This window comes from Streptomyces sp. NPDC090021 (assembly GCF_044748225.1).
In the GTDB taxonomy this organism is placed as follows: domain Bacteria; phylum Actinomycetota; class Actinomycetes; order Streptomycetales; family Streptomycetaceae; genus Streptomyces.
Genome location: NZ_JBIVFO010000035.1, coordinates 21,970 through 48,398, shown reverse-complemented (window position 1 = coordinate 48,398; position 26,429 = coordinate 21,970). Strand labels below are relative to the sequence as shown.

At 71.8% G+C, this 26,429-nt stretch carries 27 protein-coding genes, 1 tRNA gene and 1 pseudogene; 16 read left to right on the top strand and 13 right to left on the bottom strand.

Annotated elements, in window-relative coordinates; all coding sequences use genetic code 11:
- Positions 1-14: 14 nt before the first annotated feature.
- Complete coding sequence (locus tag ACIPXC_RS25935; protein WP_401622775.1) at positions 15-1,196, top strand: aminotransferase class V-fold PLP-dependent enzyme; 1,182 nt, start codon at positions 15-17, stop codon at positions 1,194-1,196.
- Positions 1,197-1,292: 96 nt separating this feature from the next.
- Here ACIPXC_RS25935 and cobF read toward each other — a convergent pair whose 3' ends face one another.
- Positions 1,293-2,045 (bottom strand): precorrin-6A synthase (deacetylating), encoded by a 753-nt coding sequence (gene cobF / locus ACIPXC_RS25930; protein ID WP_401622772.1) that lies wholly within the window; start codon positions 2,043-2,045, stop codon positions 1,293-1,295.
- Between the two features lie 18 nt (positions 2,046-2,063).
- On the opposite strand from cobF, the pseudogene ACIPXC_RS25925 reads away from it, so the two are divergent.
- The 3 genes and pseudogenes from ACIPXC_RS25925 to ACIPXC_RS25915 all read left to right on the top strand — a co-directional run.
- Positions 2,064-2,222: pseudogene (locus ACIPXC_RS25925) on the top strand (heterodisulfide reductase-related iron-sulfur binding cluster); the annotation flags it as partial.
- Positions 2,150-2,719, top strand: coding sequence for a lactate utilization protein C (locus tag ACIPXC_RS25920; RefSeq protein WP_401622877.1), 570 nt, complete (start codon positions 2,150-2,152; stop codon positions 2,717-2,719). The pseudogene ACIPXC_RS25925 and the gene ACIPXC_RS25920, both read left to right, overlap by 73 nt.
- A 4-nt stretch (positions 2,720-2,723) precedes the next feature.
- Positions 2,724-3,116 carry a VOC family protein gene (locus ACIPXC_RS25915; protein WP_401622770.1) on the top strand — a complete coding sequence of 131 codons (393 nt, stop codon included), beginning with the start codon at positions 2,724-2,726 and terminating at the stop codon, positions 3,114-3,116.
- On the opposite strand, the gene ACIPXC_RS25910 is transcribed toward ACIPXC_RS25915, so the two are convergent.
- On the bottom strand, positions 3,096-3,578 hold the full coding sequence (locus tag ACIPXC_RS25910; RefSeq protein ID WP_401622767.1) for a DUF309 domain-containing protein: 483 nt from the start codon (positions 3,576-3,578) through the stop codon (positions 3,096-3,098). The genes ACIPXC_RS25915 and ACIPXC_RS25910 overlap by 21 nt on opposite strands.
- A 109-nt stretch (positions 3,579-3,687) precedes the next feature.
- Here ACIPXC_RS25910 and ACIPXC_RS25905 point away from each other — a divergent pair.
- Positions 3,688-3,761: transfer RNA gene (locus ACIPXC_RS25905), tRNA-Pro, on the top strand.
- A 213-nt stretch (positions 3,762-3,974) separates the two neighbouring features.
- Here the strand turns inward: ACIPXC_RS25905 and ACIPXC_RS25900 are convergent.
- From ACIPXC_RS25900 to ACIPXC_RS25870, 7 genes are all read right to left on the bottom strand, one after another.
- Positions 3,975-4,949, bottom strand: a complete 975-nt coding sequence (locus tag ACIPXC_RS25900; RefSeq protein WP_401622764.1) for a Gfo/Idh/MocA family oxidoreductase — start codon at positions 4,947-4,949, stop codon at positions 3,975-3,977.
- A 1-nt stretch (position 4,950) separates the two neighbouring features.
- On the bottom strand, positions 4,951-6,258 hold the full coding sequence (gene ligA, locus ACIPXC_RS25895) for a protocatechuate 4,5-dioxygenase subunit alpha (protein ID WP_401622762.1): 1,308 nt from the start codon (positions 6,256-6,258) through the stop codon (positions 4,951-4,953).
- 25 nt (positions 6,259-6,283) lie between these two features.
- Positions 6,284-7,204: an amidohydrolase family protein gene (locus ACIPXC_RS25890; protein ID WP_401622759.1), complete on the bottom strand. Its 921-nt coding sequence runs from the start codon at positions 7,202-7,204 to the stop codon at positions 6,284-6,286.
- A 2-nt stretch (positions 7,205-7,206) separates the two neighbouring features.
- Positions 7,207-7,896 (bottom strand): 4-carboxy-4-hydroxy-2-oxoadipate aldolase/oxaloacetate decarboxylase, encoded by a 690-nt coding sequence (gene ligK, locus ACIPXC_RS25885; RefSeq protein WP_401622756.1) that lies wholly within the window; start codon positions 7,894-7,896, stop codon positions 7,207-7,209.
- A gap of 17 nt (positions 7,897-7,913) precedes the next feature.
- On the bottom strand, positions 7,914-8,951 hold the full coding sequence (locus ACIPXC_RS25880; protein WP_401622753.1) for an amidohydrolase family protein: 1,038 nt from the start codon (positions 8,949-8,951) through the stop codon (positions 7,914-7,916).
- A 27-nt stretch (positions 8,952-8,978) separates the two neighbouring features.
- Positions 8,979-10,190, bottom strand: coding sequence for a 4-hydroxybenzoate 3-monooxygenase (locus ACIPXC_RS25875; protein ID WP_401622750.1), 1,212 nt, complete (start codon positions 10,188-10,190; stop codon positions 8,979-8,981).
- Positions 10,191-10,295: 105 nt separating this feature from the next.
- Complete coding sequence (locus ACIPXC_RS25870) at positions 10,296-11,063, bottom strand: IclR family transcriptional regulator (protein ID WP_401622747.1); 768 nt, start codon at positions 11,061-11,063, stop codon at positions 10,296-10,298.
- Positions 11,064-11,137: 74 nt separating this feature from the next.
- On the opposite strand from ACIPXC_RS25870, the gene ACIPXC_RS25865 reads away from it, so the two are divergent.
- Complete coding sequence (locus ACIPXC_RS25865) at positions 11,138-11,839, top strand: substrate-binding domain-containing protein (RefSeq protein WP_401622744.1); 702 nt, start codon at positions 11,138-11,140, stop codon at positions 11,837-11,839.
- Positions 11,840-12,017: 178 nt separating this feature from the next.
- Here ACIPXC_RS25865 and ACIPXC_RS25860 read toward each other — a convergent pair whose 3' ends face one another.
- Positions 12,018-12,725, bottom strand: a complete 708-nt coding sequence (locus tag ACIPXC_RS25860) for a helix-turn-helix domain-containing protein (RefSeq protein ID WP_401622741.1) — start codon at positions 12,723-12,725, stop codon at positions 12,018-12,020.
- A 149-nt stretch (positions 12,726-12,874) separates the two neighbouring features.
- On the opposite strand from ACIPXC_RS25860, the gene ACIPXC_RS25855 reads away from it, so the two are divergent.
- Positions 12,875-14,509 carry an amidohydrolase gene (locus tag ACIPXC_RS25855; protein ID WP_401622738.1) on the top strand — a complete coding sequence of 545 codons (1,635 nt, stop codon included), beginning with the start codon at positions 12,875-12,877 and terminating at the stop codon, positions 14,507-14,509.
- Here ACIPXC_RS25855 and ACIPXC_RS25850 read toward each other — a convergent pair.
- Entirely contained in the window at positions 14,476-15,597 is a 1,122-nt protein-coding gene (locus tag ACIPXC_RS25850) for a LacI family DNA-binding transcriptional regulator (protein WP_401622735.1), read from the bottom strand. The genes ACIPXC_RS25855 and ACIPXC_RS25850 overlap by 34 nt on opposite strands.
- 141 nt (positions 15,598-15,738) lie before the next feature.
- Here ACIPXC_RS25850 and ACIPXC_RS25845 point away from each other — a divergent pair, with 141 nt between their 5' ends.
- From ACIPXC_RS25845 to ACIPXC_RS25825, 5 genes are read left to right on the top strand one after another with little or no spacing between them, the layout of a single operon-like run.
- Positions 15,739-17,376 (top strand): ABC transporter substrate-binding protein, encoded by a 1,638-nt coding sequence (locus ACIPXC_RS25845; protein WP_401622732.1) that lies wholly within the window; start codon positions 15,739-15,741, stop codon positions 17,374-17,376.
- Positions 17,373-18,326, top strand: a complete 954-nt coding sequence (locus tag ACIPXC_RS25840) for an ABC transporter permease (RefSeq protein WP_401622729.1) — start codon at positions 17,373-17,375, stop codon at positions 18,324-18,326. The genes ACIPXC_RS25845 and ACIPXC_RS25840 overlap by 4 nt, the downstream gene beginning before the upstream one ends.
- Positions 18,323-19,192, top strand: coding sequence for an ABC transporter permease (locus ACIPXC_RS25835; RefSeq protein WP_401622726.1), 870 nt, complete (start codon positions 18,323-18,325; stop codon positions 19,190-19,192). The genes ACIPXC_RS25840 and ACIPXC_RS25835 overlap by 4 nt, the downstream gene beginning before the upstream one ends.
- Positions 19,193-19,197: 5 nt before the next feature.
- Positions 19,198-20,181 (top strand): ABC transporter ATP-binding protein, encoded by a 984-nt coding sequence (locus tag ACIPXC_RS25830; RefSeq protein ID WP_401622723.1) that lies wholly within the window; start codon positions 19,198-19,200, stop codon positions 20,179-20,181.
- The gene (locus ACIPXC_RS25825) at positions 20,178-20,960 is read left to right on the top strand and encodes an ABC transporter ATP-binding protein (RefSeq protein ID WP_401622720.1); all 783 of its coding nucleotides are present in this window, start codon (positions 20,178-20,180) and stop codon (positions 20,958-20,960) included. Before ACIPXC_RS25830 ends, ACIPXC_RS25825 begins: the two co-directional genes overlap by 4 nt.
- A 45-nt stretch (positions 20,961-21,005) precedes the next feature.
- On the opposite strand, the gene ACIPXC_RS25820 is transcribed toward ACIPXC_RS25825, so the two are convergent.
- Entirely contained in the window at positions 21,006-21,419 is a 414-nt protein-coding gene (locus ACIPXC_RS25820) for a MarR family winged helix-turn-helix transcriptional regulator (protein ID WP_401622717.1), read from the bottom strand.
- A 183-nt stretch (positions 21,420-21,602) separates the two neighbouring features.
- Here ACIPXC_RS25820 and ACIPXC_RS25815 point away from each other — a divergent pair, with 183 nt between their 5' ends.
- From ACIPXC_RS25815 to ACIPXC_RS25800, 4 genes are all read left to right on the top strand, one after another.
- Positions 21,603-22,514 (top strand): SDR family oxidoreductase, encoded by a 912-nt coding sequence (locus ACIPXC_RS25815; protein ID WP_401622714.1) that lies wholly within the window; start codon positions 21,603-21,605, stop codon positions 22,512-22,514.
- Position 22,515: 1 nt separating this feature from the next.
- Positions 22,516-23,415, top strand: a complete 900-nt coding sequence (locus ACIPXC_RS25810; RefSeq protein ID WP_401622711.1) for an amidohydrolase family protein — start codon at positions 22,516-22,518, stop codon at positions 23,413-23,415.
- Positions 23,416-23,425: 10 nt separating this feature from the next.
- Entirely contained in the window at positions 23,426-24,967 is a 1,542-nt protein-coding gene (locus tag ACIPXC_RS25805) for a long-chain fatty acid--CoA ligase (protein ID WP_401622709.1), read from the top strand.
- 106 nt (positions 24,968-25,073) lie between these two features.
- Positions 25,074-25,532 (top strand): MaoC family dehydratase, encoded by a 459-nt coding sequence (locus tag ACIPXC_RS25800; RefSeq protein WP_401622706.1) that lies wholly within the window; start codon positions 25,074-25,076, stop codon positions 25,530-25,532.
- A gap of 141 nt (positions 25,533-25,673) precedes the next feature.
- On the opposite strand, the gene ACIPXC_RS25795 is transcribed toward ACIPXC_RS25800, so the two are convergent.
- Positions 25,674-26,003: a hypothetical protein gene (locus ACIPXC_RS25795; protein ID WP_401622704.1), complete on the bottom strand. Its 330-nt coding sequence runs from the start codon at positions 26,001-26,003 to the stop codon at positions 25,674-25,676.
- Positions 26,004-26,429 lie beyond the last annotated feature (426 nt).

Sequence of the window (26,429 nt, the reverse complement as noted above, 5' to 3'; positions counted from 1 at the left end):
ACCCCGGAGGTCCCGTGACCGAGACGACCCGCCCCGCCGACCGCACCGCCGAGCCCCCCGCAGGGGGCGGGCCGGGCGCGTTCCCCGGCGGGCCCGCCCTCTTCCGCCTCGACCCGCGCGTCGCCCACCTCAACCACGGTTCCTTCGGCGCGGTCCCGGTACCCGTCCAGGAGGCCCAGGCCGCGCTCCGGGCCGAGGCGCACGCCGACCCCGACGCCTTCTTCATCGCCCTGCCGGACCGCCTCGAACAGGCCCGCACCCGGATCGCCGCACACCTCGCCGCCGACCCCGACGGCCTCGCCTTCATCGCCAACGCCACCGAAGGCGCCAACCTCGCCCTCGACGCCGTTCCGCTCGCCGACGGGGACGAGATCCTCGTGACGGACCACGGCTACGGCACCGTCACCGCGGCCGCCGCCCGCCGCGCCCCGGTCACCACGGTCGCCCTGGACCCCGGCCTGCCCGACGAGGAAGCCGTCCGCGAGACCGTCCTGGCCGCGCTGACCCCCCGTACCCGGGTCGCGGTACTCGACCACGTCAGCTCGCCCACCGCGCGGCTCATCGCCTCGCCCAGGCTCCTCGCCGAACTGCGCGAGCGCGGCGTCACCACCGTCGTCGACGGCGCCCACGCCCCCGGGATGCTCGCCGCCCCGCTCGCCGGCGGCGCCGACTTCTGGTTCGGCAACCTCCACAAGTGGGGCTACGCCCCGTCCGGCACCGCCCTGCTCGCCGTCGCCCCGCAGCACCGCCACCGCGTCCGGGCCCTCGTACCGTCCTGGGAGGACGGGCACGGCTTCCCGCGCTCCGTCGAGAACCGCGCCACCGCCGACTACACCGGCTGGCTCGCCGCACCCGAAGGGCTCGACCTGATCGAAGCCCTCGACGCGGCCAAGGTCCGGGCCCACAACAGCGCCCTCGCCGCCCACGGCGCGGCGCTGCTCGCCGAGATCCCGGGGCTCACGCCCCTCCCGCACACCGAAGGCCTGGCCATGCGCTCCCTGCGGCTGCCTCCCGGCGTCGCCGAGACCCCGGACGGCGCCCGCGAGCTGCGCGAGGAGATCGCGGCGCGGCTGCGCACCAGGGTGCTGATCTGGCCCTGGCCGGGCGGCGGCGGCATCCGGATCTGCGGGCAGATCTACAACCGGCCCGAGGAGTACGCGCGCCTCGCGGCCGCCCTGCCGGCCCACCTGGCCTGACGGCACCACCGCTGCTCAGATGCCGGGCGGGCCGGGGCCACGAGAAGGGCAACGGGGCGGCGTACCCGCGAGGCCTGCAGGCCTCGCGGACACGTCCTACGGACGCCGGAGCAGGTAGGTGTCCATGATCCAGCCCTTGCGGGCACGGGCCTCGGTCCGCAGCTCCTCGATCCGGCCCGCGACCTCCGCCAGCCTGCCCTGCACCAGGATCTCGTCCGGGGTGCCCACGTAGGCCCCCCAGTAGATGTACAGGTCCTGGTCCAGATGGGCGGTGAAGGCGTGCCGTGCGTCCAGCATCACCACCACGTCGTCCACGTCGGCCGGCCAGCCCTCGGCCAGCCGTCGCCCGGTGGTGATCTGGACCGGCCGTCCGACCCGGTTCAGATTGGTCCGGTGCCGTGCCAGCAGCGCGGAGACGCTGCTGATGCCGGGCACGACCTCGTGCTCGAAGGCCACCCGGCCGCGCTCCAGCACCTCGTCGAGGATCGCGAGGGTGGAGTCGTAGAGCGACGGGTCGCCCCACACCAGGAACGCGCCGGTCTCCCCGTCCGCCAGGTCCTCCGCGATGAACCGCTCGAAGAGCTCCGCCCGCGCACTGCGCCAGCCGTCCACCGTCGGGGCGTAGTCGGCGGGCGTCCGGTCCCGGTCCGGGTCGCGGCCCTCCACCAGCCGGTGGCCGGGGCGGGCGTGCGCGTCGAGCATCGCGCGCCGCAGCCCGGTCAGGTCCGCCTTCTCCTCGCCCTTCTCCAGGATGAGGAACGCGTCCGCCGCGCCGATCGCCCTGACCGCCTGGAGGGTCAGATGGTCCGGGTCGCCCGCGCCTATGCCGATCACTGAGAACTTCTTCACCGGGCTATTGTGCCCACCATGCCTGCCGCCCTGTTCGTCACCTGCGTCAACGACGCGTTGTACCCGCGTACCGGCGTCGCCGTGGACTTCCCGGCGGGCCAGAGCTGCTGCGGGCAGCCGCAGTACAACACGGGCTACCGGCGCGAGACCGAACCGCTGCTGCGCCGCACCGCGGCGGCCTTCGCCGGCCACGAGTACGTCGTCACCCCCTCCGGCTCCTGCGCCGCGATGCTGCGCGAGCACTACCCGCGCATCGGCCGGAAGGCGGAGCGGGAAGGGCGCGGCACGGAGCTCACGGACGCGGCCGCGGATCTCGCGCCGCGGGTGTACGAGCTCACCGAGTTCCCCGCCGCCGCGCGCAGGACCTGGACCGGGTCGACAGCGTGGTCACCGGCTGCGCCCTGGCCGTCGCCGAGACCGGAACGATCGTCCTCGACGGCGCCCCCGACCAGGGCCGGCGCCGCATCACCCTGATCCCGGACCACCACGTCTGCGTGATCCGGGTACCGGAGCAGGCGGTGGACTCCGTACCGCAGGCACTAGACCGGCTCGACCCCGCCCGGACCCTGACCTGGATCTCCGGACCCTCCGCCACCAGCGACATCGAACTGGACCGGGTGGAAGGCGTGCACGGGCCCCGCACCCTGGAGGTCGTGCTCCTCGCAGCACAATGAGGGCATGTCATCCCACATCGCCCTGACCGCCCTCGTGGTCCACGACTACGACGAGGCCATCGACTTCTACACGCGCGCCCTCGGCTTCGGCCTGGCCGAGGACACGCCCCGCCCGGACGGCTCCCGTTGGGTGGTCGTCCGCCCGCCCGGCGCCACCGAATCCGCCCTCCTGCTCGCCCGCGCCAAGGACGAAGCCCAGCGCTCCCGTGTGGGCGACCAGACCGGCGGCCGCGTCGGCTTCTTCCTCCACACCGACGACTTCGCCCGCGACCACGCCCGGATGACCGCCGAGGGCGTCCGCTTCCTGGAGGCCCCGCGCCACGAACCGTACGGCTCCGTCGCCGTCTTCGAGGACCTGTACGGCAACCGCTGGGACCTACTCCAGCCCGCCGGCTAGCCGCGGCGCCTCGCGCGCGGCGTCGACGGCCGGGCCGGCCCCCTCCACCCGGCCCGCCAGCTCCCTGGCCCAGCGGACCAGGCCCGGCACGTCGATCCCGTACGGGGCTCCGTGCAGCCCCTCGATCCCGTCGGCCCCGCGCCGCAGCAGCCGCGCCCCGCCCACCGCGTTCCCGCGGGCGGCGTGCGTCAGCCCGACGGCGAGCTGCGCCAGCCCCCGCCACAACGGGGCCGAGGCCACCGGGCCGGACTTCCAGGCGTCCTCGAACACCTCGTGCGCGTGGAAGGGCATGCCCGCGTCCAGCAGCCTCTGAGCCTCCCGCACCGTCTCGGCGGGCGAGCGCACGACCCCCTCGGGCTGCCGCTCCACACCGGGTGCACCGTAGGGCAGCGGCCGCCCCAGCCCGTCCCTCGGCCGGGCGTTCCTCGCCCGCCCCTGCCCGTTCCGGTCCCGTGTGTTCACCACCCCATCCTCCCCCTCGCCGATCACCCGTGCATGCACACCCCCCGGCGTGGGGTAATGTTCTGCATGTGCCGCCGAGCACGGGGAAACCCGCAGGTCGAAGGTACATCGGGACGTGGCGCAGCTTGGTAGCGCACTTGACTGGGGGTCAAGGGGTCGCAGGTTCAAATCCTGTCGTCCCGACTCGAGAGAGTCGCAGGTCAGGGGCCGTTCTGGAGTGATCCAGAACGGCCCCTGACCGTTGGTCGCTGCGGACCGGCGTCGGCACCCCGGTTCCCACCGGCGTCTACTGACCGCGCCTGCCCCGTGCACAGGCCGGCGAGGCGACCGGGGACCGGCCAGGTCCTCGAAGGTGGCCCGAGTGGGCGCAGCCAGGGCCGGCCCCCGGTGCCTCGGTCACGAGGCCGGGGCGGCGTCGAGCTGTTCTTCGAGGGCGGCCAGCGTCCGGTAGCAGGCCATCACCTGGGCGATGGAGGAGTTCGGTTCCCGACCCTCGCGGATGGCGGCGACGAACTCGCGGTCCTGCAGTTCGATGCCGTCCATCGACACGTCGATCCCGCTCACGTCGATCGGCTCGTCCTTGCCGGTGGCCAGGTCGTCATATCGCGCTATGTAGGTGCCGGTGTCGCCGATGTAGCGGAAGACCGTGCCGAGCGGCCCGTCGTTGTTGAACGACAACGACAGGGTGCAGAGGGCGCCGTTCTCCGCACGCAGCTGGATGGACATGTCCATGGCTATGCCGAGGTCGGGGTGGATCGGGCCCTGGATCGCGTTGGCCTGCACGATCGGCGAGCCGGTCTGGTGGGCGAAGAGATCGACGGTGTGCGCGGCGTGGTGCCACAGCAGGTGGTCGGTCCAAGAGCGCGGCCGGCCGAGGGCGTTGAGGTTGGTGCGGCGGAAGAAGTAGGTCTGCACATCCATCTGCTGGATGCGGTACTCCCCGGCCTGGATCTGCTGACGCACCCACTGGTGGCTGGGGTTGAAGCGCCGGGTGTGCCCCACCATCGCGACGAGGCCGGTGCGCTGCTGTGCCGCCAGGCACGCCTCGGCGTCGCCGAGCGAGGAGGCCAGCGGGATCTCGACCTGGACGTGCTTGCCCGCCTCCAGACAGGCCAGCGTCTGCGCGGCGTGCAGCTGCGTGGGCGTGGCGAGGATGACGGCGTCGATGTCGTCCATCGCCAGCGCCTCCTCCAGGGTCGCGACGCCACGGCCGACGCCCTGCTCCTCCGCGAACCTCCGGGCGCTCTCAAGGGTGCTGCTCACCACGGCGGCGACCTCGACGCCTTCGATGCGCTTCAGTGCGTCCGCGTGCTTGGCGCCGAAGGCACCGCCCCCGGCCAGGGCGATCCGGACGGTCTGCTCGGCAGTCATGTCACTCCTTTACGGCGGGCGCCTCGGCCCGCGGATGGTTCTCGAGGATCAGGTGGCCGACGGCCGTGTTGGACGCGGGCACATGGTAGAAGCGGTGCTTGACCTCGACCTGCCCGGACTCGTCGAGGTCGCTCATCGCCCCGCGGGCGATCAGCCACATGACCAGCTCGATGCCCTCCGAGCCCGCCTCCTCGACGTACTCCAGGTGCGGCACCCGCGACAGGGCGACAGGATCCTCGACCAGCCGGTCCAGGAAGGCGTTGTCCCAGTCCCGGTTGATGAGGCCGGCGCGAGGGCCCTGCAACTGGTGGCTCATACCGCCGGTGCCCCACACCTGGACCTTCAACGGCTTGTCGTAGGACTCGATCGCCCGGCGCAGTGCCTGGCCGAGCTTGAAACACCTGGCGCCCGAGGGCACGGGGTACTGCACCACGTTGACGTGGAACGGGATCACCTTGCACGGCCACTTCTCGACGTCCCCGAACATCAGCGACAGCGGTACGGTCAGACCGTGGTCCACGACCATCTCGTTGACGAGGGTGAGATCGAAGTCGTCTCCGATGAGCGCGTGCGCGATGTGTGCGGCCAGCTCCGGGTCGCCCTCGATACCGGGGACGGGCCGGGGCCCGTAGCCCTCGTCGGCGGTGTCGTAGGCCGCGCCGGTGCCGAGCACGAAGGTCGGGATCACCGACAGGTCGAACGCGGTGGCGTGGTCGTTGTAGACCAGGAAGACCACGTCGGGGACGTTCTCGCGCTCCCACTGCCTGGAGTACTCGTAGCCCTCGAACACCGGTCTCCAGTAGGGCTCGTCGGTCTTGCCGTGGTCCATCGCCGCGCCGATCGCCGGCACGTGCGAGGTGAACACCGCACCGGTGATCGTGGCGTGTTCGGCCGACGGCGGCGGGGCGGCGTGGGCTGCCTCCAGGACAGCGCGGTCTATCCGGTGGCCCTCGACGGAGCGGCCCCCGCCGACCATCATGTCCCGGTACTCCTGCTCGGTCATACCGGTCATCGAGCCCGCCATCTGCTGGAACGACAGGCCCAGCGCCGCACCCCACTTGGCGAGGAAGTAGATGTTGCCGCCCTCGCGCATCGCGGCGTTGAGGTCGCGGTCGAGAAGCGCCTGCTTCTGCTCCTCGCGCAGCGGCCACGCGTCGAGGTAGGCGCGCTCGTCGGCGAGGTAGCTCTCACGGTTGTCCGCCGTCATCAGCGACATGCAGAACTGGTTGAGGTGGTATCCCTTGGCGGACTGCTCGGCGTCGAAGAGGGTCGTCCCCGGCACCAGCTTGTAGGTCTTGTCCAGTGACACTGCGGGAGCTCCGATCGTGCGGTGGTCAGCCGGCGTCCGGCCAGTACAGGCGCATCGGGTTGTCCACGAGGAGCTTGTGCTGGAGCCGTGGCGTCGGCGCGATGTGCGGGATGAAGTCGACGAGCAGGCCGTCGTCGGGCATGTGGTCGGCGAGATTCGGATGCGGCCAGTCCGTGCCCCACAGCACCCGCTCCGCGAACTCCTCGACCACCCGCCGGGCGAACGGGACGACATCGCGATAGGCGTGTCGCTGCCCGTCGAGGGCCGGCGGGCCGGCCGCCGACAGCCGCTCCGGGCAGGTCACCTTGCACCAGATGTCCGGCCTCGCCCGCATGAAGTCCAGGAACTCCTCGAACTCCGCACCGTACGGGTCCTTGGCGACATCGGGCCGGCCCATGTGGTCGACGACCAACGGCACCGGGACCGAGAGCAGGAAGTCGCGCAGCTCGGCGAGGTCGGCTGCCTCGAAGTAGACGACGACGTGCCAGCCGTACGGCGTGATCCGTTCGACGACGTCCCACAGCTCCTGCCGCGGTGCCGCGTCGACGAGCCGCTTGACGAAGTTGAACCGTACGCCGCGAACTCCGGCCTCGTGCAGTTCCCGCAACTGCGCGTCCGGAACCCCGGACCGAAGCGTCGCGACGCCGCGGGCCAGGCCTCCCGAGGCCCGCAGGGCGTCGAGCAAGGCGCTGTTGTCGGCACCGTGGCAGGTCGCCTGGACCACGACGTTGCGGGCGAAGCCCAGGTGGTCGCGCAGCTCGAAGAGCTGGTCCTTGGAAGCGTCGCAGGGGGTGTACTTCCGCTCGGGTGCGAACGGGAACTGCGCTCCCGGGCCGAAGACGTGGCAGTGCGCGTCGACGGCGCCTTCGGGCAGCCGGAACCGGGGCCGGCTCGGACCGGTGTACCAGTCGAGCCAGTCGGGGTCCTTCTCGAACACGGTCGTCATCCTCAGTCCTCGTAGCGCAGCCCGCGCGCGGCCAGCGGGCCGCGCATGCCGTACAGGTCCAGTCCGAGCGCGCCCGCGCGGAACCGCGCGCGCTTGTCCGCCTCGCCGGCCTCGCGGGCGGCGGCCGCCACCGCGACCTCGGCGGCCCGTTCACGCGGCACCACGACCACGCCGTCACCGTCGGCCACCACGACGTCGCCGGGCCGCACGAGGGCGTTGGCGCAGACCACCGGCACGTTGACCGAGCCGAGCGTGGCCTTGACCGTGCCCTTGGCGTTGATCGCCCGTGCGAACACCGGAAAGTCCATGTCCGCCAGGTCGGCCACGTCGCGCACACCGCCGTCGATGACCAGGCCCTGGCCTCCCCGGGAGCGGAACGAGGTGGCGAGCAGGTCGCCGAAGAAGCCGTCCTCGGTCTCGGCCGTGCAGGCCGCGACCACGACGTCGCCCTCCCGGATCTGCTCGGCGGCGACGTGGAGCATCCAGTTGTCACCGGGCTGCAGCAGCACGGTCACGGCGGTGCCGCACAGGCGGGCCTTCGGGTAGACCGGGCGCACGTAGGGGCGCATCAGGCCTACTCGGCCCATGGCCTCGTGGATGGTCGCCACGCCGAACGCCGACAGCGCGGCGACGGCTTCGGGATCGGCGCGGTCGATCGACGTGTGGACTACACCGATCTCGGTGTGCTCCATGGGTTCTTCTCCTGGGGTCAGTGGCCGGCCGCGGCGGGTCGGGCGGCGAGTCGGGCGGCGAGTCGGGGGTAGACGCGCAGGGCGTTGCCGCAGTAGACGGCGGCCCGCTCCTCGTCGGAGAGGTGTGTGGTGTCCTCGACGTACCGCTTCGTGTCGTCGAAGTGGTGGCCGGTGCGCGGATCGAGGTCGCGGACCGCGCCGATCATCTCGCTGGCGAACAGGACGGACCGGCTGGGGATCACCCGGGTGAGCAGGTCGATGCCGGGCTGGTGGTAGACACAGGTGTCGAACAGGACGTTGTCCAGGAGCGTCTCGGGGTCCGGCTTGCCCAGCGCCATCGCCAGGCCGCGGAACCGGCCCCAGTGGTAGGGCACCGCGCCGCCGCCGTGCGGGATCACGAACCGCAGCGTCGGGAAGTCCGCGAACAGGTCGCCCTGGATCAGCTGCATGAACGCCGTGGTGTCGGCGTTGAGGTAGTGGGCACCGGTGGTGTGGAAGGCCGGGTTGCAGGACGTGCTGACGTGAATCATGGCGGGGACGTCGTACTCGGCCATCGCCTCGTAGAGCGGGTACCAGCTACGGTCGGTCAGCGGCGGCGCCGTCCACCGGCCGCCCGAGGGATCGGGGTTGAGGTTGACCGCCACCGCGCCGAGTTCCTCGACCGCGCGCCGCAGCTCGGGCAGGCAGGTCGCGGGATCGACGCCCGGTGACTGGGGCAGCATCGCGCCCATCGCGAAGCGGCCCGGGTAGAGCGTGCTGACGCGGTGGACCAGGTCGTTGCAGATCCGGGCCCAGACCGAGGAGACCTCGAAGTCGCCGATGTGGTGGGCCATGAAGCTGGCCCGCGGTGAGAAGACCGTGAGGTCGGTTCCGCGTTCGTCCATGAGCCGCAGCTGGTTGCCTTCGATCGCCCGGCGCAGGTCGTCGTCGGTGATGACCAGCTCGTCGGGGTCGGGTGCCTGCCCGGGGGCGCCGACCGCCGCGGTCTGCCGGTCCCGCCACCGGGCCAGCTGGGGCGGTGCGGTGGTGAAGTGCCCGTGGCAGTCGATGATCACGTGTTCTCTCCTGGTGGTCGTGTGGCGTCAGCCCCGGCTGCGGACGGGCCAGCCGGTGTACTGCTCGGCGAGGTAGCTGCGGCCGGCGCGCGTGCCGACCACGTTGTCGAGCTCGCCGAGCTGACGCCTCAGGTCGAACGGTGTGCCGCCGGGCGCGGTGTGCAGCAGTTGGGTCATCCAGTAGGAGAAGTTCTGGGCCCGCCAGACCCGCTGCAGGGCGCGCGGCTGGTAGTCGTCCAGCGCGGTCTCGCCTGCGCTGCCGAGTGCTCGCAGCAGGACGTCGGAGAGCACCTTCACGTCGTGCAGCGCCAGGTTCAGCCCGCGGGCGCCGGTCGGCGGCACGGTGTGCGCGGCGTCGCCCGCGAGGAGCATCGAACCCCACCGCATCGGCTCCTGTACGAACGAGCGGAACCGCAGCACCGTCTTCTCGGAGATCGGCCCCTCCTTGAGCCGGAAGCCGTCCTCTCCCGCGACCCGGGCCTGGAGCGTCTCCCAGATGCGGTGGTCCGGCCAGGCGTCGACGGACTCGTCGGGGCTGCACTGGAAGTACATCCGCTGCACCGTCTCGGTGCGTTGGCTGATCAGCGCGAAGCCGTGCTCGGAGTGGGCGTAGACCAGCTCGGGCGCGCTCATCGGCGCCTCGGCCATGATGCCGAACCAGGCGAAGGGATACGCCTTGCCGTAGCGCACCCGCTGTTCCTGAGGCACCAGATTGCGGCACATGCTGCGTGAGCCGTCCGCGCCGACCACGTACCGGGCCCGGATCTCGTGGCGGGACCCGTCGGGCGCCGTGTAGCGGACCCGGGGGGCGTCGGTGGCGATGTCGAGGACTTCGGTGTCACTGACGCCGAAGTGGACCGTGCCGCCGTCGCGCTCCCGGGCGTCGGCCAGGTCGGTGAACACATCGGTCTGCGGGTAGAGCCACACCGACTCGCCGACCAGCTCCTTGAAGTCGAGGCGGTGAGGCCGGCCGCCGAATCGCAGCTCGACGCCCTCGTGCTCGTGGCCGTCGCGCATCACCCGGTCGCAGACGCCGGTCTCGACCAGGTCCCGGGCCGTGTCGGCCTCCAGGATGCCGGCCCGCTGCGTGGTTTCGATGGCCTGCCGGGTGCGGGTGTCCACCACGATCGTCCCGACCCCCGCGCGTCCGAGCAGGTGGGCCAGCATCAAGCCGGCCGGACCGGCACCGATGACAGCGACCGGAACCGAGGCGACGGTGTCGGTGATGGCGTCGGTCATGGCACCTCCTGAGCGACTGCGAGGGTCTCGAACACCCCGAACGCTGACACTCACGACCGTGACCAGTCACCGCTGTTTCCGCCAGGCGGAAGCCTTGACCGGAATTCAGACCGTCGTACGGGTCCGTCGGCCGAGCTCGCCGGAGATCCCGTGGGCAGCCCGCAGGAGCGGCTCGCGCAGCCCGCGTGCACGGCTCGCGCTGCTCGCCGCGATGACGATCCCGAGCGCGGCGCTGACCGGTCCGGTCGGGCCGATCCGTACCGGTGCGGCCACCGCGACGGTGCTCTCGGAGAGCTGCCGGTCGCTGACGAAGACCTGCTCGCGGCGGATGAGGTCCAACTGCGAGCGCAGCGTTCGCCGGTCGGTGACGGTGTGCGGGGTCCAGGCGCGCAGCGGCGAGTCGAGTACTTCTTCCTGGATGTCCGGCGGTGCGTGTGCCAGCAGCACCCGGCCCATCCCGGTGGAGCCGATGGGGAACCGGGACCCGACCATCGTCAGCAGCTCCACCGAGCGATGTCCGGCGATCCGTTCGACGAACACCAGGTCGGTTCCCTCGCGCACCGCGAGCTGGACGTTCTCGTGGGTCGCCTCGTAGAGGTCCTGCATGAACGGCAGGGCCGCATCACGCAGAATCTGGGTGCGGGGGCATCCCGAGACGACCTCCCAGAGCCTCAGTCCGACGTGCCACGACCCGTCCTCCGCGCGCTCCAGCGCGCCCCATTCCGCCAGCTCCGCGACCACGCGGTGCGTGGTGCTCAAGGCCAGGCCCGTGCACTGGGCGATCTCCGACAGTGTTCGCGACGGGTGGTCGCGATCGAAGGCCGAGAGGACTTCGAGGACCTTCCCAGCCGCCGTGCTCCGGGTTCTGCTCACACGGTCAGTCTCGCAGACGGCCGTTGAAGCACCTGGTCGTGCGCCGTACCATCTGCCGGACACAAGGAGGCGACATGGAACGAGACACCTCCGGGCTGTCCTCGATGGCGACGCGGCTGGTACTGGCCGAGCTGTCCGAACAGATCCGACTCGCGCACGGGATTCCGGTGCGGTTCGAGTCCGCCGGCGGGGTCGAGATCGCCCAGTGGGTGCGTCAGGGAGCCGAGGCCGACGTGCTCGTGCTGGCCGACGGACCTCTGGCAGAGCTGGCGGCCGAAGGACACCTCGTCCGGGACACGGTGCGTCCGCTGTGGGTCTCCCAGGTCGTCGCCGCCGTACCGGAAGGAACACCGGTGCCGGTACTCCGCTCGGAGTCCGACCTGCGGGCTGCCCTCCGGTCCGCGATGAAGATCGCCTACTCGACGGGCCCCAGCGGCACGGCCCTCCTCGATCTCATCACCCGGCTGGACCTTGCCGACACGCTCCGGGACCGGCTTGTCCAGGCACCACCGGGGGTGCCCGCCGGCAGCCTGCTGGGGTCCGGCGAAGCCGACCTGGCCTTCCAGCAGCACAGCGAACTGATGGACGTGCCGGGCGTCGTCATCGTCGGCCCGCTGCCGGGCGACACCGACATCACCTCGACGTTCAGCGGGGGCGTCCTGGCCTCCTCCACCCGGCCGGGCCGGGCCTGCGAAGTCCTCGATCTCCTCGCCTCCGACGCGGCGTCGAAGACCGCCCGCGCCAGGGGCATGCGGGCTCCTGGGGACCGGGACTGAGGGCGTGTCGGCCGAGGCCCTGGGCAACGGTGACCGTGCGGGCGGCGCGGACGGCGCGGACGCCGCGGACGCCGCGGACGCCGCACGAGTGGCCACCTGACCGGATGTGCCGTTCCAGGCCCGCCGGTTGCGCCGGCCGACCGGGGCGAGCTGTTGCTCGCCGAGCGGCCCGGGGCCGCTACCGCCCCGCGTCCGGGTGCAGCGCCGCGACGGCGGTGAGCATCAGCTCCAGGGCGAAGGGGTAGCCGCTGTCGCGCATGTCGACGGCCAGGAGCGGGTACGTCGCCGCGATGTGCGGGTGGGTGTCGGCGGGGAGGCGGCTGTATGAGGCATGCCAGACCTCGGCGTCGGTCGCCGCTGCCGAGGGCGGCAGGGCCGCCGCCGCGGCGTCCTGGGCGGCGAAGGCGAGCGACTGGTCGACGAAGGAGTGATAGATCCGTACCGCCAGGCCGTCGGGGAAGCCGCCGTCGCGGAGGATGCCGAGGATGGTCTCGACGGCCCGGGTCTCGTGCGGGCGGCCGGTGGTGCGGTGGGCGGCGAGGAGCGCGGCCTGGGGCTGGGCGAGGTACGAGGCGTGGATGCGTCGGCCCATCGAGCGCAGGTCGTCCCGCCAGTTGCCGGTGGCCGTCCAGCCCTCCTGGGCGCGGCCGATGAGCTCGTCGGCGAGGGCGAGGAGCAGGGCGTCGGTGTTGCGGAAGTACCGGTAGAGGGCGGTGGGGTCGGCGCCGAGCGCGGACCCGAGCCTGCGTACCGAGAGTGCTTTCGCGCCGTGCTGTTCGACAAGGCGCAGTGCGGTGTCGACGATGAGGCGTTCGGAGAGGACGGCGCCGTGTTTGGTGGGGCGGCTGCGCTGCCGCCGGCCCTCGGGTACCACGCGTTCGGACATGGCCGGGACCTTACGACAACACCATTGACGTGTAAACAGCCCGCAGGTTTCGATGATGCCCATCACCCGTCCCGCGCATGCGTACGCAAGCTCTCCAGAGCCTGCGTGCGCAGTCCGTCCAGCGCATCCGCAGGCAAGGGAGCCGCCGCATGCCGCACGCCGATCTGGTCTTCACCGGAGGTCCCGTCCTCACCATGGATCCGGCCCGCACCCGGGCGAGTTCGCTCGCGGTCACGGGCGAGCGGATCACCGCCGTCGGCCATGACGCGGTGCGGGAGCTGATCGGGCCTCGTACGGAGGTGGTCGACCTCGCGGGCAGGCTCCTGATGCCCGGCTTCCAGGACTCGCACGTCCACGCGGTGGGCGGGGGCAGTGAGCTGGCGGAGTGCGATCTGAGCGAGATCCTCGACGTCGGCGCGTACCTGGAGCGGATCCGGGAGTACGCGCAGGCACACCCGGACCGGGAGTGGATCACCGGCGGCGGCTGGTCGCTGGAGAGCTTCTCCGGCGGACTCCCGACCCGTCAGCTGCTGGACTCGGTGGTGCCGGACCGGCCGGTGCTGCTGTCGAACCGCGACCACCATGGGGCCTGGGCCAACACCCGGGCCCTCGAACGGGCGGGGTTGACCGCCGCCACCCCGGATCCGGCCGACGGGCGGATCGAGCGGGAGGCGGACGGGTTTCCGAGTGGGATGCTCCAGGAGGGCGCGACGGCCCTGGTCTCGCGGCTGGTGCCGCCGAGTACGCCGGAAGAGCGGCTGGCAGGGCTGCTGCGGGCGCAGGAACTGCTGCACTCGCTCGGCATCACCGGTTGGCAGGACGCGCTGCTCGGCGGCTTCAACGGGATGGAGGACCCCTCGGGGGCCTATCTGGCCGCGGCGCGGGACGGCAGCCTGACCGCCCGCGTGTCGGGCGCGCTGTGGTGGGACCGTGAGCGCGGTGCCGAGCAGATCCCCGAACTGGTCGAGCGCCGGAAGGAGTTGGCGTACGGCCGGTTCCGAGCCGGATCCGTGAAGATCATGCAGGACGGGATCGCGGAGAACTTCACGGCCGCGCTGACCGCCCCGTACCTGGACGGCTGCGGCTGCGCCACGGCCAACAGCGGGCTGAGCTTCGTCGAACCTCAGGCCCTGCGCGGCCATGTGACCGCGCTCGACGCGCTGGACTTCCAGGTCCACTTCCACGCTCTCGGCGACCGGGCGGTGCGCGAGGCGCTCGACGCGGTCGAAGCCGCCGTCACCGCCAACGGGCGGCGCGGCAACCGCCACCACCTGGCCCACCTCCAGGTCGTCCACCCCGACGACCTGCCCCGGTTCGCGGCGCTCGGAGCCATCGCGAACATCCAGCCGCTGTGGGCGGCGCACGAGCCGCAGATGGACGCGCTGACCATCCCGTTCCTGGGCCCGGAGCGGGCCGGCTGGCAGTATCCGTTCGGCAGTCTGCTGCGGTCGGGGGCCACCCTGGCGGCGGGCAGCGACTGGCCGGTGTCCAGCCCGGACCCGCTCGCGGGCATCCACGTCGCCGTGAACCGGCGGGAGCCGGGGACCGACGACGAGCGGGTTTTCCTGCCCGAGCAGCGCATCGATCTCCTCTCCGCGATCGCCGCCTACACCGCCGGTTCCGCGCACGTGAGCCGGCACGACGACACCGGCAGCCTCGTCGTCGGTCAGCTGGCCGACCTCGTGGTGCTCGACCGGGACATCCTGGCCGCGCCCCCGGAGGAGATCGCCGAGGCGCGGGTGGAGCGGACCTATGTGGGCGGCGAGCTCGTGTTCGGAGGCTGAGGATGCCTGACCGAGGAGGCGCGGACGTCGAGGCGGACCGGCACGAGCACCCCGCTGGTTTCCCGGCGCCCGTGCTCCAGGACAGCCACCAGCAGTTCGATCCCGGCCTCGGCGACGTCGTCGGGGCACAGGCTGAGCGTGGTCACCGGCGGCTCGGTGTGTACGGCGCTCTCGTCCTCGCTGATGCAGGCGAGGAGCAGGTCGTCCGGCACGTCGTAGCCGTGCCGTCGGGCTGCGTCCAGGACGAGCGGCGGGCTGGCCTCGGCGACCACGAAGAGGGCGTCCGGGCGCTCCGGCCCGGCCGTCAGCGCGGTCTCCACGGCCCGGACCACCGGCCCGTTGCCGGGCTCCGTGGCCCGTACGGCCAGCTCCGGCAGTCCGTGCGCCGTACACCAGGCGTGGTGCGCGGCGAACACCTCGCGGTGGAAGTGGGTGGTGCTGTCCGGGACGACCAGCGCGGGCCGCCGGGCACCCTGGGCCAGGAAGTGGTCCAGGGTCCGTCGGACGGCGGCGACCGCGTCGACGTCCACCCAGTGGGCCTCCGCTCGGCCTTCCACGGACCGGTCGCTGAAGACCGGGATGCGGGCGGCGAGCAGGTCCTCGACGATCCGGTCGTCCGCGACCGGGTCGGCGACGATCACGGCGTCGAGGGGCAGCGCGGACCACTCGCTCTGCAGGGAGCCGGCGGGCAGCAGCACCACCGCGTAGCCGTGTGCGAGCGCGGAGGCGGCGGTGGCCCCGGTGAGCCGGGCGAAGTACGGCGACTCCAGGAAAGCCCAGGGGGCGTCGGCGAGCTCCCCGACCACGTAACCGATCAGCCTGGCCCGTCCCGCGCGCAGCTGGCGTGCGCTGGCGTTGGGCCGGTACCCCATGAGGCGCGCGGTCTCGCGGGCCCGCTCCCGTACCTCGGAGGAGAGCCGGCCGGTGCCGTTGAGCGCGGCCGAGACGGTCGTCTTGGACAGGCCCGCCTCGCGGGCCACGTCGACGAGGCGGACGCGCGGGGTGGGCGGCGAGGCCTGCCCTCGTTGCGATGACGGCTGTCCGTCCTGCCGTGAGGGCTTCCCACCGTGCCCGGAATCTTCGGTCATGGGAGCGATGCTGCCATCCTCCCGACCTCTGCAAAACCGTTCCCGCAAACCTGGTCGAAGTCTTGTGCGGGAACGTTCCCGCATCAATACTCGCTCCATCCCCCCCGTGCCCGTCACAACACCCGTAAAGGGGTGTACTGCATGCGTATACCCAGATTCATCGCATTCGCCTGTACCGCCGTGCTCGCGGCCTCCCTCACCGCCTGCTCCGGCGCCACCCGGCCCCAGAACGGCACCACCGGCGGTGCCGCCTTCCAGGTCACTCCCACCTCACCGCCCGCCCAGGGCCCTCTGGACTCCTTCACGTGGTCGCTGTACGCGGAGCCGTACACCCTCGACTACGCCCTCGCGTACGACTACCCGCCGAACACCGTGCTCGCCAACGTCTGCGAGCAGCTGCTCCGCGTCACCCCCGACCTGAAGATCGAGCCCGGTCTCGCCGCCGAGTGGGAGCAGCCCGACCCGCTCACGCTCGTGTACACCCTGCGGCCGGGCGTGACGTTCCACGACGGCACCACGATGACCGCGAACGACGTCGTGGCCTCCCTCAAGCGCCAGATGGACCCCGCCACCGGCTCCCCGTGGGCCTCGTCCTTCAAGAACGTCCACACCATCGAGACGACCGGCCCGCTGGAGGTGACGGTCCGGCTCGTCAAGCCCGACGTCCTCTTCCACGAACTCATGGCGGCTTCTCCGGGCACCGTCGTGAGCGCGGCCTCCCTCGCCGAGGAAGGTCCGGCCTACGGCACCCCGACGGGCGAGCTGAACTGCACCGGACCCTTCGCCCTGGACACGTGGGTGCAGGGCGACAGCATCACCCTGCGTGAGAACCCGGCGTACTGGGACAAGGCGCTCGCTCCGAAGTCCCGGTCCGTGAAGTTCACCTTCAACGAGGACGCGGCCGCCCGCTCCAACGCCTTCCTGTCCGGCACCGCCGACGGTGGCTACCTGGTGCCGTCCTCCTCCCTCGCCAAGCTCCGGGCGGGCGGCAACGGAGCGGTCCTCTTCGGCCCCAACACCGCCGCCGCGAACCTCGCCGTCCTCAACTTCGAGGGCACGCTCGGCAACCTCAAGGTCCGCAAGGCCCTGTCCATGGCGCTCGATCGGAAGAACATCATCAACGCGGCGGCCGGCGGCGTCGGGGTCCCCGCCAAGGCCCCCGCGCCGCGCGGTGCCTGGGCGCTCCTCCCGGAGAAGGCCGCCGCGCACTACGACACGCTGCCCGACCTGCCCCATGACGTCGCAGCCGCCAGGAAGCTGGTCCAGGAGGCCGGTGCCACCGGTCGTTCGATCACCGTCGTGACCAGCCCACTCGCCCCCGAGATCACCGTCGTCGCCAACGCGGTGCAGGCGGCCGGACGCGAGATCGGCCTCGACGTCAGGCTGAAGACCGTCTCCCCCGACGCGTACAGCAGCATCTTCGTCGACCCGAAGGCCCGTGACGGGCTCGACCTCGTCATCACCAACGGCTACGACAACACCCCGGACCCGCTGGAGTTCTACCAGTACCTGCGCACCGGCGACTTCGGGAACTACGGCTACTGGTCCGACGCCGAATTCGACGTCGCCTTCGACAAGGCCAACTCCGAGCCGGACCCGGCCGAGCGCGCCGACCTCACCGCGAAGCTCCAGGAGATCGCCCTGCGCGAGATGCCCGTCATCCCCGTGTACGAGGCGCCGTACTCGGTCTTCCTCGGCAAGCGGATCACCGGCGCCCCCACCGGCATCAGCCAGCTCTACTACCCGTGGGCCGCGAAGATCGGGGCCACGCAGAAATGACCCGCTTCCTCGTCGGACGGCTCCTGGGCCTGGTGGCCGTGCTGTTCGCGACCTCCGTCGTGGTCTTCGGCGCGGTCCACCTGGCCCCCGGTGACCCGGTGACCTTCCTGCTGCACGGCCGCCCGGCCACCCCCGAGGCCGTGGCCGCCCTGCGCGCGGAGCACCACTTCGACGACCCTCTCGTGGTGCAGTACGGCAAGTGGCTCGGCGGGGTTCTGAGCGGCGACCTCGGCCGCTCGGCCCAGTACCACCAGGACGTCACCGCGCTCCTCGGTTCCCGGCTGCCCGGCACCGCTCTCCTTGTCGGCTATGCGGCGCTGCTCGTCGCCGTCCTGGGGGTGAGCGCCGGCATCCTCGCGGCGCTGCGCCCCGGCCTCCTCGACCGGGCGGTGCTCATCGGCACCGGCGTGGCCACCGCCACACCGTCCTTCGTCACCGCGATCGTGCTCGTCTCGGTGTTCTCGGTCCGGCTCGGCTGGTTCCCCGGCCCGGGCGGCGGCGCCGCGGAGGGCTTCGGTGCCCGGCTCCACCAGCTCACCCTGCCGGCCGCCGCCCTCGCCCTGACGTTCGCGGGCCTGCTGGCCCGGGTCACACGCTCCGCGATGCTCGACGAACTCGGCCGCGAGCACGTCGAGGTGGCGCGCGCCCGGGGCGTCCCGGGGTGGACCGTGGTGCGCCGGCACGTGCTGCGCAACGCGCTGGGACCCGTCGTCACCGTCGGCGGCACCATGTTCGCCGGCCTGCTCATCAGCACCTCGATCGTGGAGACCGCCTTCGACGTGCCGGGGCTGGGCTCACTGCTCGTGCAGTCCGTCACCGCGCAGGACTTCGCCGTGGTCCAAGCCGTCACCCTGCTCAGCGTGGCGACCTTCGTCCTCGTCAACCTGGCGGTCGACCTGCTCGCGCCGCTCATCGACCCCCGTCTCTCCCCCGGGGAAGGCTCTCCATGACCTCCACCCTCACCACGGCGCCCTACCGCAGGCCGGGCTTGCGCGGGCTGCGCCTGTTCGGCCAGGGGCCACTGTTCGCGGTCTCGGTCGCGGTGCTCGCAGCGCTCGTCCTCGTCGCCGTGCTCGCACCCGTCCTCGCCCCGTACGACCCCGAGGCGCTCGACCTCGCCGCGAGCCTCGCCGGCACCAGCGGCGACCACCTGCTCGGCACCGACCAGTCGGGGCGGGACATCCTGTCCCGGCTGATCCACGGCGCCCGCACCGGGCTCCTGGGGCCGCTGCTCGTCGTCGGCGTCTCCACCCTGCTCGGTCTGCTGCTCGGTGTGGTGGCGGCCTGGCGGGGCGGCTGGGCGGACACCTTCCTGTCCCGCTCGATGGACCTCGCCTTCGCGATCCCGGGACTGCTGCTCGCGATCCTGCTCGTCTCCGTCCTCGGTTCCGGCATGACCGCACCCGTCATCGCCATGTCCGTCGCCTACACGCCCTACGTGGGCCGGCTCGTGCGCGGCGTCGCCCGGCAGGAGAAACAACGGCCGTACATCGAGGCGTACGTGGTGCAGGGGTGGTCCGGCTGGACGGTCTGTGTCCGTCACCTCCTGCCGAACATCGCGCCGACCGTTCTCGCCCAGTCCGCGATGAACTTCGGGTACGCGCTGATGGACCTCGCGGCCCTGTCCTTCCTCGGCTTCGGCGTCCAGCCGCCGGCCGCCGACTGGGGCGCCATGATCAACGAGGGGCAGGGGGCAGTCCTGCAAGGGGCGATGCTCCCGGCGCTCGCGCCGTCCGCCTGCGTCGTGCTCGCGGTCGTGGCGTTCGGCATCGTCGGCGAGGGGCTCGCCGACCGGATCGCGAGGCGGGAGAGGTGAACGCCATGACCACACCATCGACCACGCCCGTCCTGGAGATCGACGGGCTCGGAGTACGGCTGCCGGACGACCGGTCCGCCCGGCCCATCCTGGACGGGGTGAGCCTGACCGTGCGGCCCGGGGAGACCGTCGGCCTGGTCGGCGAGTCCGGCTCGGGCAAGTCGGTCGCCTGCCGCAGCGTCCTGGGACTCCTGCCCCCGGGCGCCCGGGCCGAGGGTCAGGTCCGGGTCTCCGGGCGGGACGTGCTGAGCATGCGCCCCCGGGAGCTGGCCGGGCTGCGGGCCCGCGAGGTCGCCATGGTCTTCCAGGACCCGCGTGCCTCCGTCAACCCGCTGCGCAGAGTGGGCGACTTCCTCACCGAAGGGCTGCGCGCCTGCGGTACCCCCGCCGAGCGGACCACCGCGCGGGCCGAGGAACTCCTCGACGCCGTCGGCATCCGCGATCCGCGCGGCGCCCTGCGCCGCTTCCCGCACCAGTTCTCCGGCGGCATGCTCCAGCGGGTCGTCATAGCCGCGGCCCTCGCCGCCGAGCCGGCCCTGCTCCTCGCCGACGAACCGACCACCGCGCTGGACGTCACCACCCAGGCGGAGGTGATCGCGATCCTGGCCCGGCTGCGGGCCGAACGCGGCACCGGGATGCTCTTCGTCACGCACGACCTGGAGCTGGCCTCGGCGATCTGCGACCGGGTGTACGTGATGTACGCCGGCCGGATCGTCGAGACCGGCTCCACCGACGAGCTCTTCGACCGGCCCCGCCACCCGTACACGGCGGGGCTCCTCGCCTCCACTCCGCGCATCGAAGCGGGCGCGCCCCCGCCCCGGCCCATCCAGGGCCGGCCGGTATCGCTGTCCGAGGCCCCGCCCGGCTGCGCGTTCGCAGCCCGCTGCCCGCACGCGGTGCCGCGCTGCGCGCAGGAGACGCCCGTACTCGCACCGCACGGCGACGCTCTCGCCGCGTGCCTGCGCGCCGAGGAAGGAATCACGCTGTGACGAAGGGACTGGTGGTCGAGGGGCTGCACAAGCGATACGGGGAGCACACGGCGGTCGACGGGGTGTCGTTCTCGCTGCCGCCCGGCGGTTCGCTCGCCATCGTCGGCGAGTCCGGCAGCGGCAAGACGACGACGGTCCGGATGCTCGTGGGCCTGGAGCGCGCGGACGGCGGTGTGGTCCGCCTCGACGGCCGGGACCGTTCGGCCCGCGCCCGCGGTCGCGCGGAACGGATCTCCCGGGCGCGGGAGATCCAGATGGTCTTCCAGGATCCCTACCTGTCGCTCGATCCGCGGGTGACGGTGAGTGGCTGCCTGGACGAGGTACTGCGGCTGCACACCGACCTGGACGCCGCCGCACGCCGGGTCCGTGTCGTCGGACACCTGGATCAGGTCGGCCTCGGGACCCGCGAGGCGGCGGCCCTGCCGCGCGACCTGTCCGGCGGGCAGCGCCAGCGCGTGGCGATCGCACGCGCCCTCGCCGTGGAGCCCCGGGTGCTGGTCCTGGACGAGGCGGTCGCCGCGCTGGACGTGTCCATCCAGGCTCAGATCCTCGAACTGCTGCGTGAGATCCGCCGGGAGGCGGGGATCGGCTTCCTGTTCGTGACCCACGACCTGGCCGTCGTCCGCCACATCGCGGACGAGGTGCTCGTTCTCAAGTCGGGCAGGGTGATGGAGTCGGGCCCCGTGGGCCGGGTGCTCGACGCGCCGGAGCACCCGTACACCCGACTCCTGCTCAGCTCGGTGCCGCGGCGCGGCACTCGGCTGGGCGGAGGCGGCTGAGGGCCGCATGTGGGGCACGAACCCGTGGGGCGGCGCCCCGGGCGCTCAGGCCAGGGAGCGCCAGGTGCGTTGCAGTGCCTGCCGGAACCCGTCGACTTCTTGCGGGGTCAGGTCGGCGACCATGCGCTCCTCCAATGCGCGGGCCGGTCCGGCGTACTCGTCCAGAAGCCCCTTGCCCGCCCCGGTCAGCAGGACGAGGCGTTCCCGGCGGTTGTCGGGGTTCGGCTCGCGGCGGATCAGGCCGCGGCCCTCCAGGGCGCGGACCATGTCGGCCATGGTCTGGGCGGTGACGAACGAGTCGCGGGCGAGCTGGGCGGCGGAGATCCCGTCGTGCCGGTCCAGGACGGTGAGGGCGGTGTACTGCAGGGCGGTGATGCCCGCGGGCCTGACCAGCTCTTCGAGGCGGGCCCGCACCGCGAGTTCCGTCCGCTTGACCAGGTAGAGCAGCGAAGTGCTCACGTTCGACCTCCTGTGGTGGTGCTCGGGGGAATGGCGGGTACACCCTAAAGCATTGACAGGAATCCTGTTGATCGGCAAGACTGTCAATCGACAGGATTCCTGTTGATCGAGTCCGGCTGTCCGCCGGTGCTCCGGCACCCCACCCCACCCCACCCCACCCCACCCCTCACGAGAGGCACCCTCATGGATCTGCACGGAAAGGTCGCCGTCGTGACCGGCAGCGGACGCGGCCTCGGCCTCGGATACGCCCGGGCCCTCGCCGCCGCCGGTGCCGCGGTCATCGTCAACGACGTCGACCGGGGCGCGGTCGAGGCCGCCGTCGCCACGATCCGCTCCGAGGGCGGCGCGGCGGCCGGAGTCGTCGCGGCCGTCGGAGACAGCGCGGCGGCCCAGGAACTCGTGGACGCCGCGGTACGGGAGTTCGGCCGCCTGGACGTGCTCGTCACGAACGCCGGCATCCTGCGCGACCGCGTGCTGTGGAAGATGACCGACGGCGAGTTCGACGACGTCGTCCGCGTCCACCTGCGCGGCACCTTCACCTGCGCCCGGGCGGCCGCCGTCCGGATGCGCGAGCAGGGTACCGGCGGCAGTCTCGTCCTGATCTCCTCGCCCGCCGGACAGCGTGGCAACTTCGGCCAGACCAACTACGCCGCCGCCAAGGCCGGCATTGTGGCCATGGCCCGCACCTGGGCCATGGAGCTGAGCCGCTCCGGCATCACCGTCAACGCGGTCGTTCCGGTCGCCGCCACCGAGATGACCAGGACCATCCCGGCCTTCGCCCCCGTCATCGAGGAATCCGAGCGCACCGGCGGTCCGCTGCCGGACTGGCTGCGCAAGGGCGAGGGCCTCGGCACCGTCGAGGACGTCGCCGGGCTCATCACCTTCCTCGCCTCCGACGCGGCGAAGGACGTGACCGGACAGGCCATCGGCATAGGCGGCGACCGGCTCGCCCTGTGGGCGCACCCGAAGGAAAGGGCGACCGCCTTCGCCGACGGAGGCTGGAGCGCCGAGGCGATCGCGGCGGAGTGGCCCGACGGCATCGGAGCCGAACCCGAGACGTACGGCATCCCCGCGCCCCAGGCCCCGGAGGCATGACATGAGCGACCGCGCCTACCAGCCCGCGCTCGACCTCGACCGGCTGACCGCCATCGACATGCACACGCACGCCGAGGTCACCGAAGAGGGCCGCACGGCGCTCAGCCCCGAACTGCTCGGCGCCTCCGAGAAGTACTTCAAGGCCCATGGACACCGGCAGCCGACCATCGAGGAGATGGCCGCCCACTACCGCGAACGGCACATGGCGGCCGTCGTGTTCACCGTCGACGCCGAACACGCCACCGGACACCCCCGGATCCACAACGAAGAGATCGCGGAGAACTGCGCCGCCCACGCCGACGTGCTGATCCCGTTCGCGAGCATCGACCCGCACAAGGGCCGCGCCGGAGTGCGGGAAGCGCGGCGCCTGGTGGAGCAGTACGGCGTGCGGGGATTCAAGTTCCACCCCAGCCTCCAAGCCTTCGCCCCGGACGACCGCCTCGCCTACCCGCTGTACGAGACCATCGAGGAACTCGGCGTCCCCGCCCTGTTCCACACCGGCCAGACCGGCATCGGCGCCGGAGTCCCGGGAGGCGGCGGCATCCGGCTGAAGTACTCCAATCCGATGCTGGTCGACGACGTCGCCGTCGACTTCCCGCACCTGCGGATCATCCTCGCCCACCCCTCGTTCCCCTGGCAGGACGAGGCCCTGGCGGTGGCCACCCACAAGCCGCACGTCCACATCGATCTGTCCGGCTGGTCCCCGAAGTACTTCCCGCCCCAGCTCGTGCGGTACGCCAACACCCTCCTCAAGGACAAGGTCCTGTTCGGCTCCGACTACCCGGTCATCACCCCCGACCGCTGGCTCGCCGACTTCGACACGCTCGACATCAAGCCCGAGGTCCGGCCGAAGATCCTCAAGGAGAACGCCGCCCGACTGCTCGGCCTGCTCACCGACTGAAGGAACAGCCGTGTTGAACCAAGGCATCGGCTCCTGGCCGGCACGCAGGGCCCGCAGGACCCCCGACCGCATCGCCCTCGTCCACCAGGACCGCACCCGGACCTACCGGGAACTGCACGAGCGGGTCCTCAGCCTCGCCGGCGCCCTGCGCACGCTGGGTGTCCTGCGCGGCGACCGGATCGCCTACCTGGGCCCCAATCATCCGGCATTCCTGGAGACCCTGTTCGCCGCCGGTGTGCTCGGGGCGGTGTTCGTCCCGCTCAACACGCGGCTCGCGGTCCCGGAGCTGGCGTACAACCTGGCCGACTCCGGCAGTACCGTCCTCGTCCACGCCCCGGAGCTGTCGGAGGCCGCCCGTGCCGCGGCCGACGAGGCGGGCGTGGTGCGGCACCGGATCACGCTTGCGGATCCCGGCCGCGCGGGCGTCGTCTACGACGAACTGCTCGCCTACGACGAACTGCTCGCCGCGAACGGACCGGTGCCCCTGGACGAGGCCGTCGCCCCCGACGACCCGTGCATGATCATGTACACCTCCGGGACCACGGGCCGCCCCAAGGGCGCAGTGCTTACCCACGCCAACATCATCTGGAACAGCGTCAATGTGATCGTCGACACCGACCTCGCCGGCGACGAGGTGACCCTGGTCGTGGCACCGCTGTTCCACACCGCCGGCCTCAACATGACTTGCCTGCCGACCCTCCTGAAGGGCGGTCAGGTGGTACTCCACGAGGCATTCGACCCCGAGCGGGTCCTGGAAACCGTCGAACGGCGCAGGGTCACCTACATGTTCGGCGTCCCCACGATGTACGACGCGATGGCCGCCCGGCCCCGCTGGGCCACCACCGACCTGTCCAGCCTGCGCACCCTCAACTGCGGCGGCGCGCCGGTCCCGGCCCGTACCATCACCGCGTACCTGGACCGCGGGCTGGCCTTCAGCCAGGGCTACGGGATGACCGAGGCGTCTCCGGGCGTCCTCATCCTGGACCGGGAGCAGGTCGCAGCCAAGCCCGGTTCCGCCGGAGTGCCCCACTTCTTCACCGACACGCGCGTCGTCCTGCCCGAAGGGAGGGACGCCGCTCCCGGGGAGCGGGGCGAGGTGCTCGTCCAGGGCCCCAACGTGATGAGCGGCTACTGGAACCGGCCCGACGACACCGAGGCCGCCTTCACCGACGGCGGCTGGCTGCGTACGGGCGATGTCGCCCGGCTCGACGCCGACGGCTACGCCTACGTCGTCGACCGGGTGAAGGACATGTTCGTCTCCGGAGGTGAGAACGTCTACCCGGCCGAGGTCGAAGACATCCTCCTCGCCCACCCCGACGTCGACGAATGCGCCGTCGTAGGCGTGCCGGACCCGGTCTGGGGCGAGGTCGGCCGCGCTGTCGTCGTCCTCAGGGACGGCAGCCGCGCGGACGAGCACGACCTGCTCGGCCACCTCCAGGGCCGACTCGCCAAGTACAAGATCCCCAAGTCGGTGGTCCTCACGGACGTCCTGCCCCGCACGGCCTCCGGGAAGATCGTCAAACCCACCGTGCGCGACCTCTACGCCGACTGACCGGCCGACCTCCCGGTACGTCACCCCACTCCCGCCGGGGCAGGTCCTGCCCCGGGCCCGCTCCCACCGCTTCGCCCTCCACGTCTACCGAACGGACCGATTCATCATGCCTGTCACCGCCCATGGTCTCGACGCCCTCACCGCCCTCAGCGGAGCAGACCTCGGCCACACTGCATGGCGGGAGATCACCCAGCAGCGGGTGAACACCTTCGCCGACGCCACCGACGACCACCAGTGGATCCACACCGACCCGGAGAAGGCCAGGACCGGCCCGTTCGGCGGCCCGATCGCACACGGCTACCTCACCCTCTCCCTCGTCATCCCGATGTTCGGCGAGCTCTTGGAGATCACCGGCATCTCCATGAGCGTCAACTACGGCCTGGACAAGGTCCGCTTCCCCAGTCCCGTCCCCGTCGGCGCGAAGCTCAGGCTCCACGGCGCCGTCGGTACCGTGGAGGAGATCAAGGGCAACGGCGTGCACATGCCCCTCACTTTCACCATCGAGGTCGAGGGCAGCGCCAAGCCGGCCTGTGTGGCCCACGCGGTCTACCGCCACTACGCCTGAGAGGGCCCGGTGGTGGTCGCCGTCATGCGGGGCGGCGCGTTTCGCGGCCGCTGCTCTGGGCTCCGGTGAGGGTGCGGTCGATGGTGTCGACGGCTTCGCGGGCTGCCTGCCGGGTGAGGTGGCTGTAGCTCTTCGGGTAGGTCAGCCCTGGGCCTTGATGTGGTCGATGACGCTGGTGAAGGCCTCCGTGGGGGAGAAGTCCACGTATTCGCAGTCCTCCAGTGCCACGGGGGCGTGCCCGGGCGGCCAGTAGAAGGCCTGGCCCGCTTCGTAGATCTCCTCCCCGTTCTTCGTCACCATCTTCAGCCGCCCTTTGAGCATGTACCCCCAGTGGGGGCATGCGCAGAGGCCGTCGGGCAGGCCGGTCAGGGCCGGCCTCATGTCGGTGCCTTTCGGGAACCGGACGAAGGCCACGGACAGGTCTTCGCCGATCGCTTGCGTGCGGAGCTCGACGCCTCCACCTTCGATCACGACCGGTGTGTCATCCCGTTTCGTCGCCGTCATCGCCGTCTCCGTTCGCTGGGGGCTGCGGGAAGTGCCCTTTCTCCAGGTTGAACCCGGCCGCCGGATCGTGCCACGTCAGGGTGGTGGCCCGGGCTGGGTGGCGGTCCGCCCGGGGGAGGGCGCGTTCGAGCCGGGCCGCGAGGCGGAGGAGGGTTGCCTCATCACCGACCCGGCCGCGAGATCGCCTGCCGCGCCTGGTTCCGGGTAAAGGTCGCGGGTTCTTGCACGATCCTCCCGGCGACAGCCGCCCCCTGCCGGATCCGTGCTCCGATGTGGACGTGCCCCCGGGTCCCGGGCCCCGGTCGGCCGCACCATCACCCCTTGTGACAGGACGGAAGGACCAAGAAGTTGAGTGATCAGATGCAGAGGCGTCCGCTGCCGCACGACTTCCAC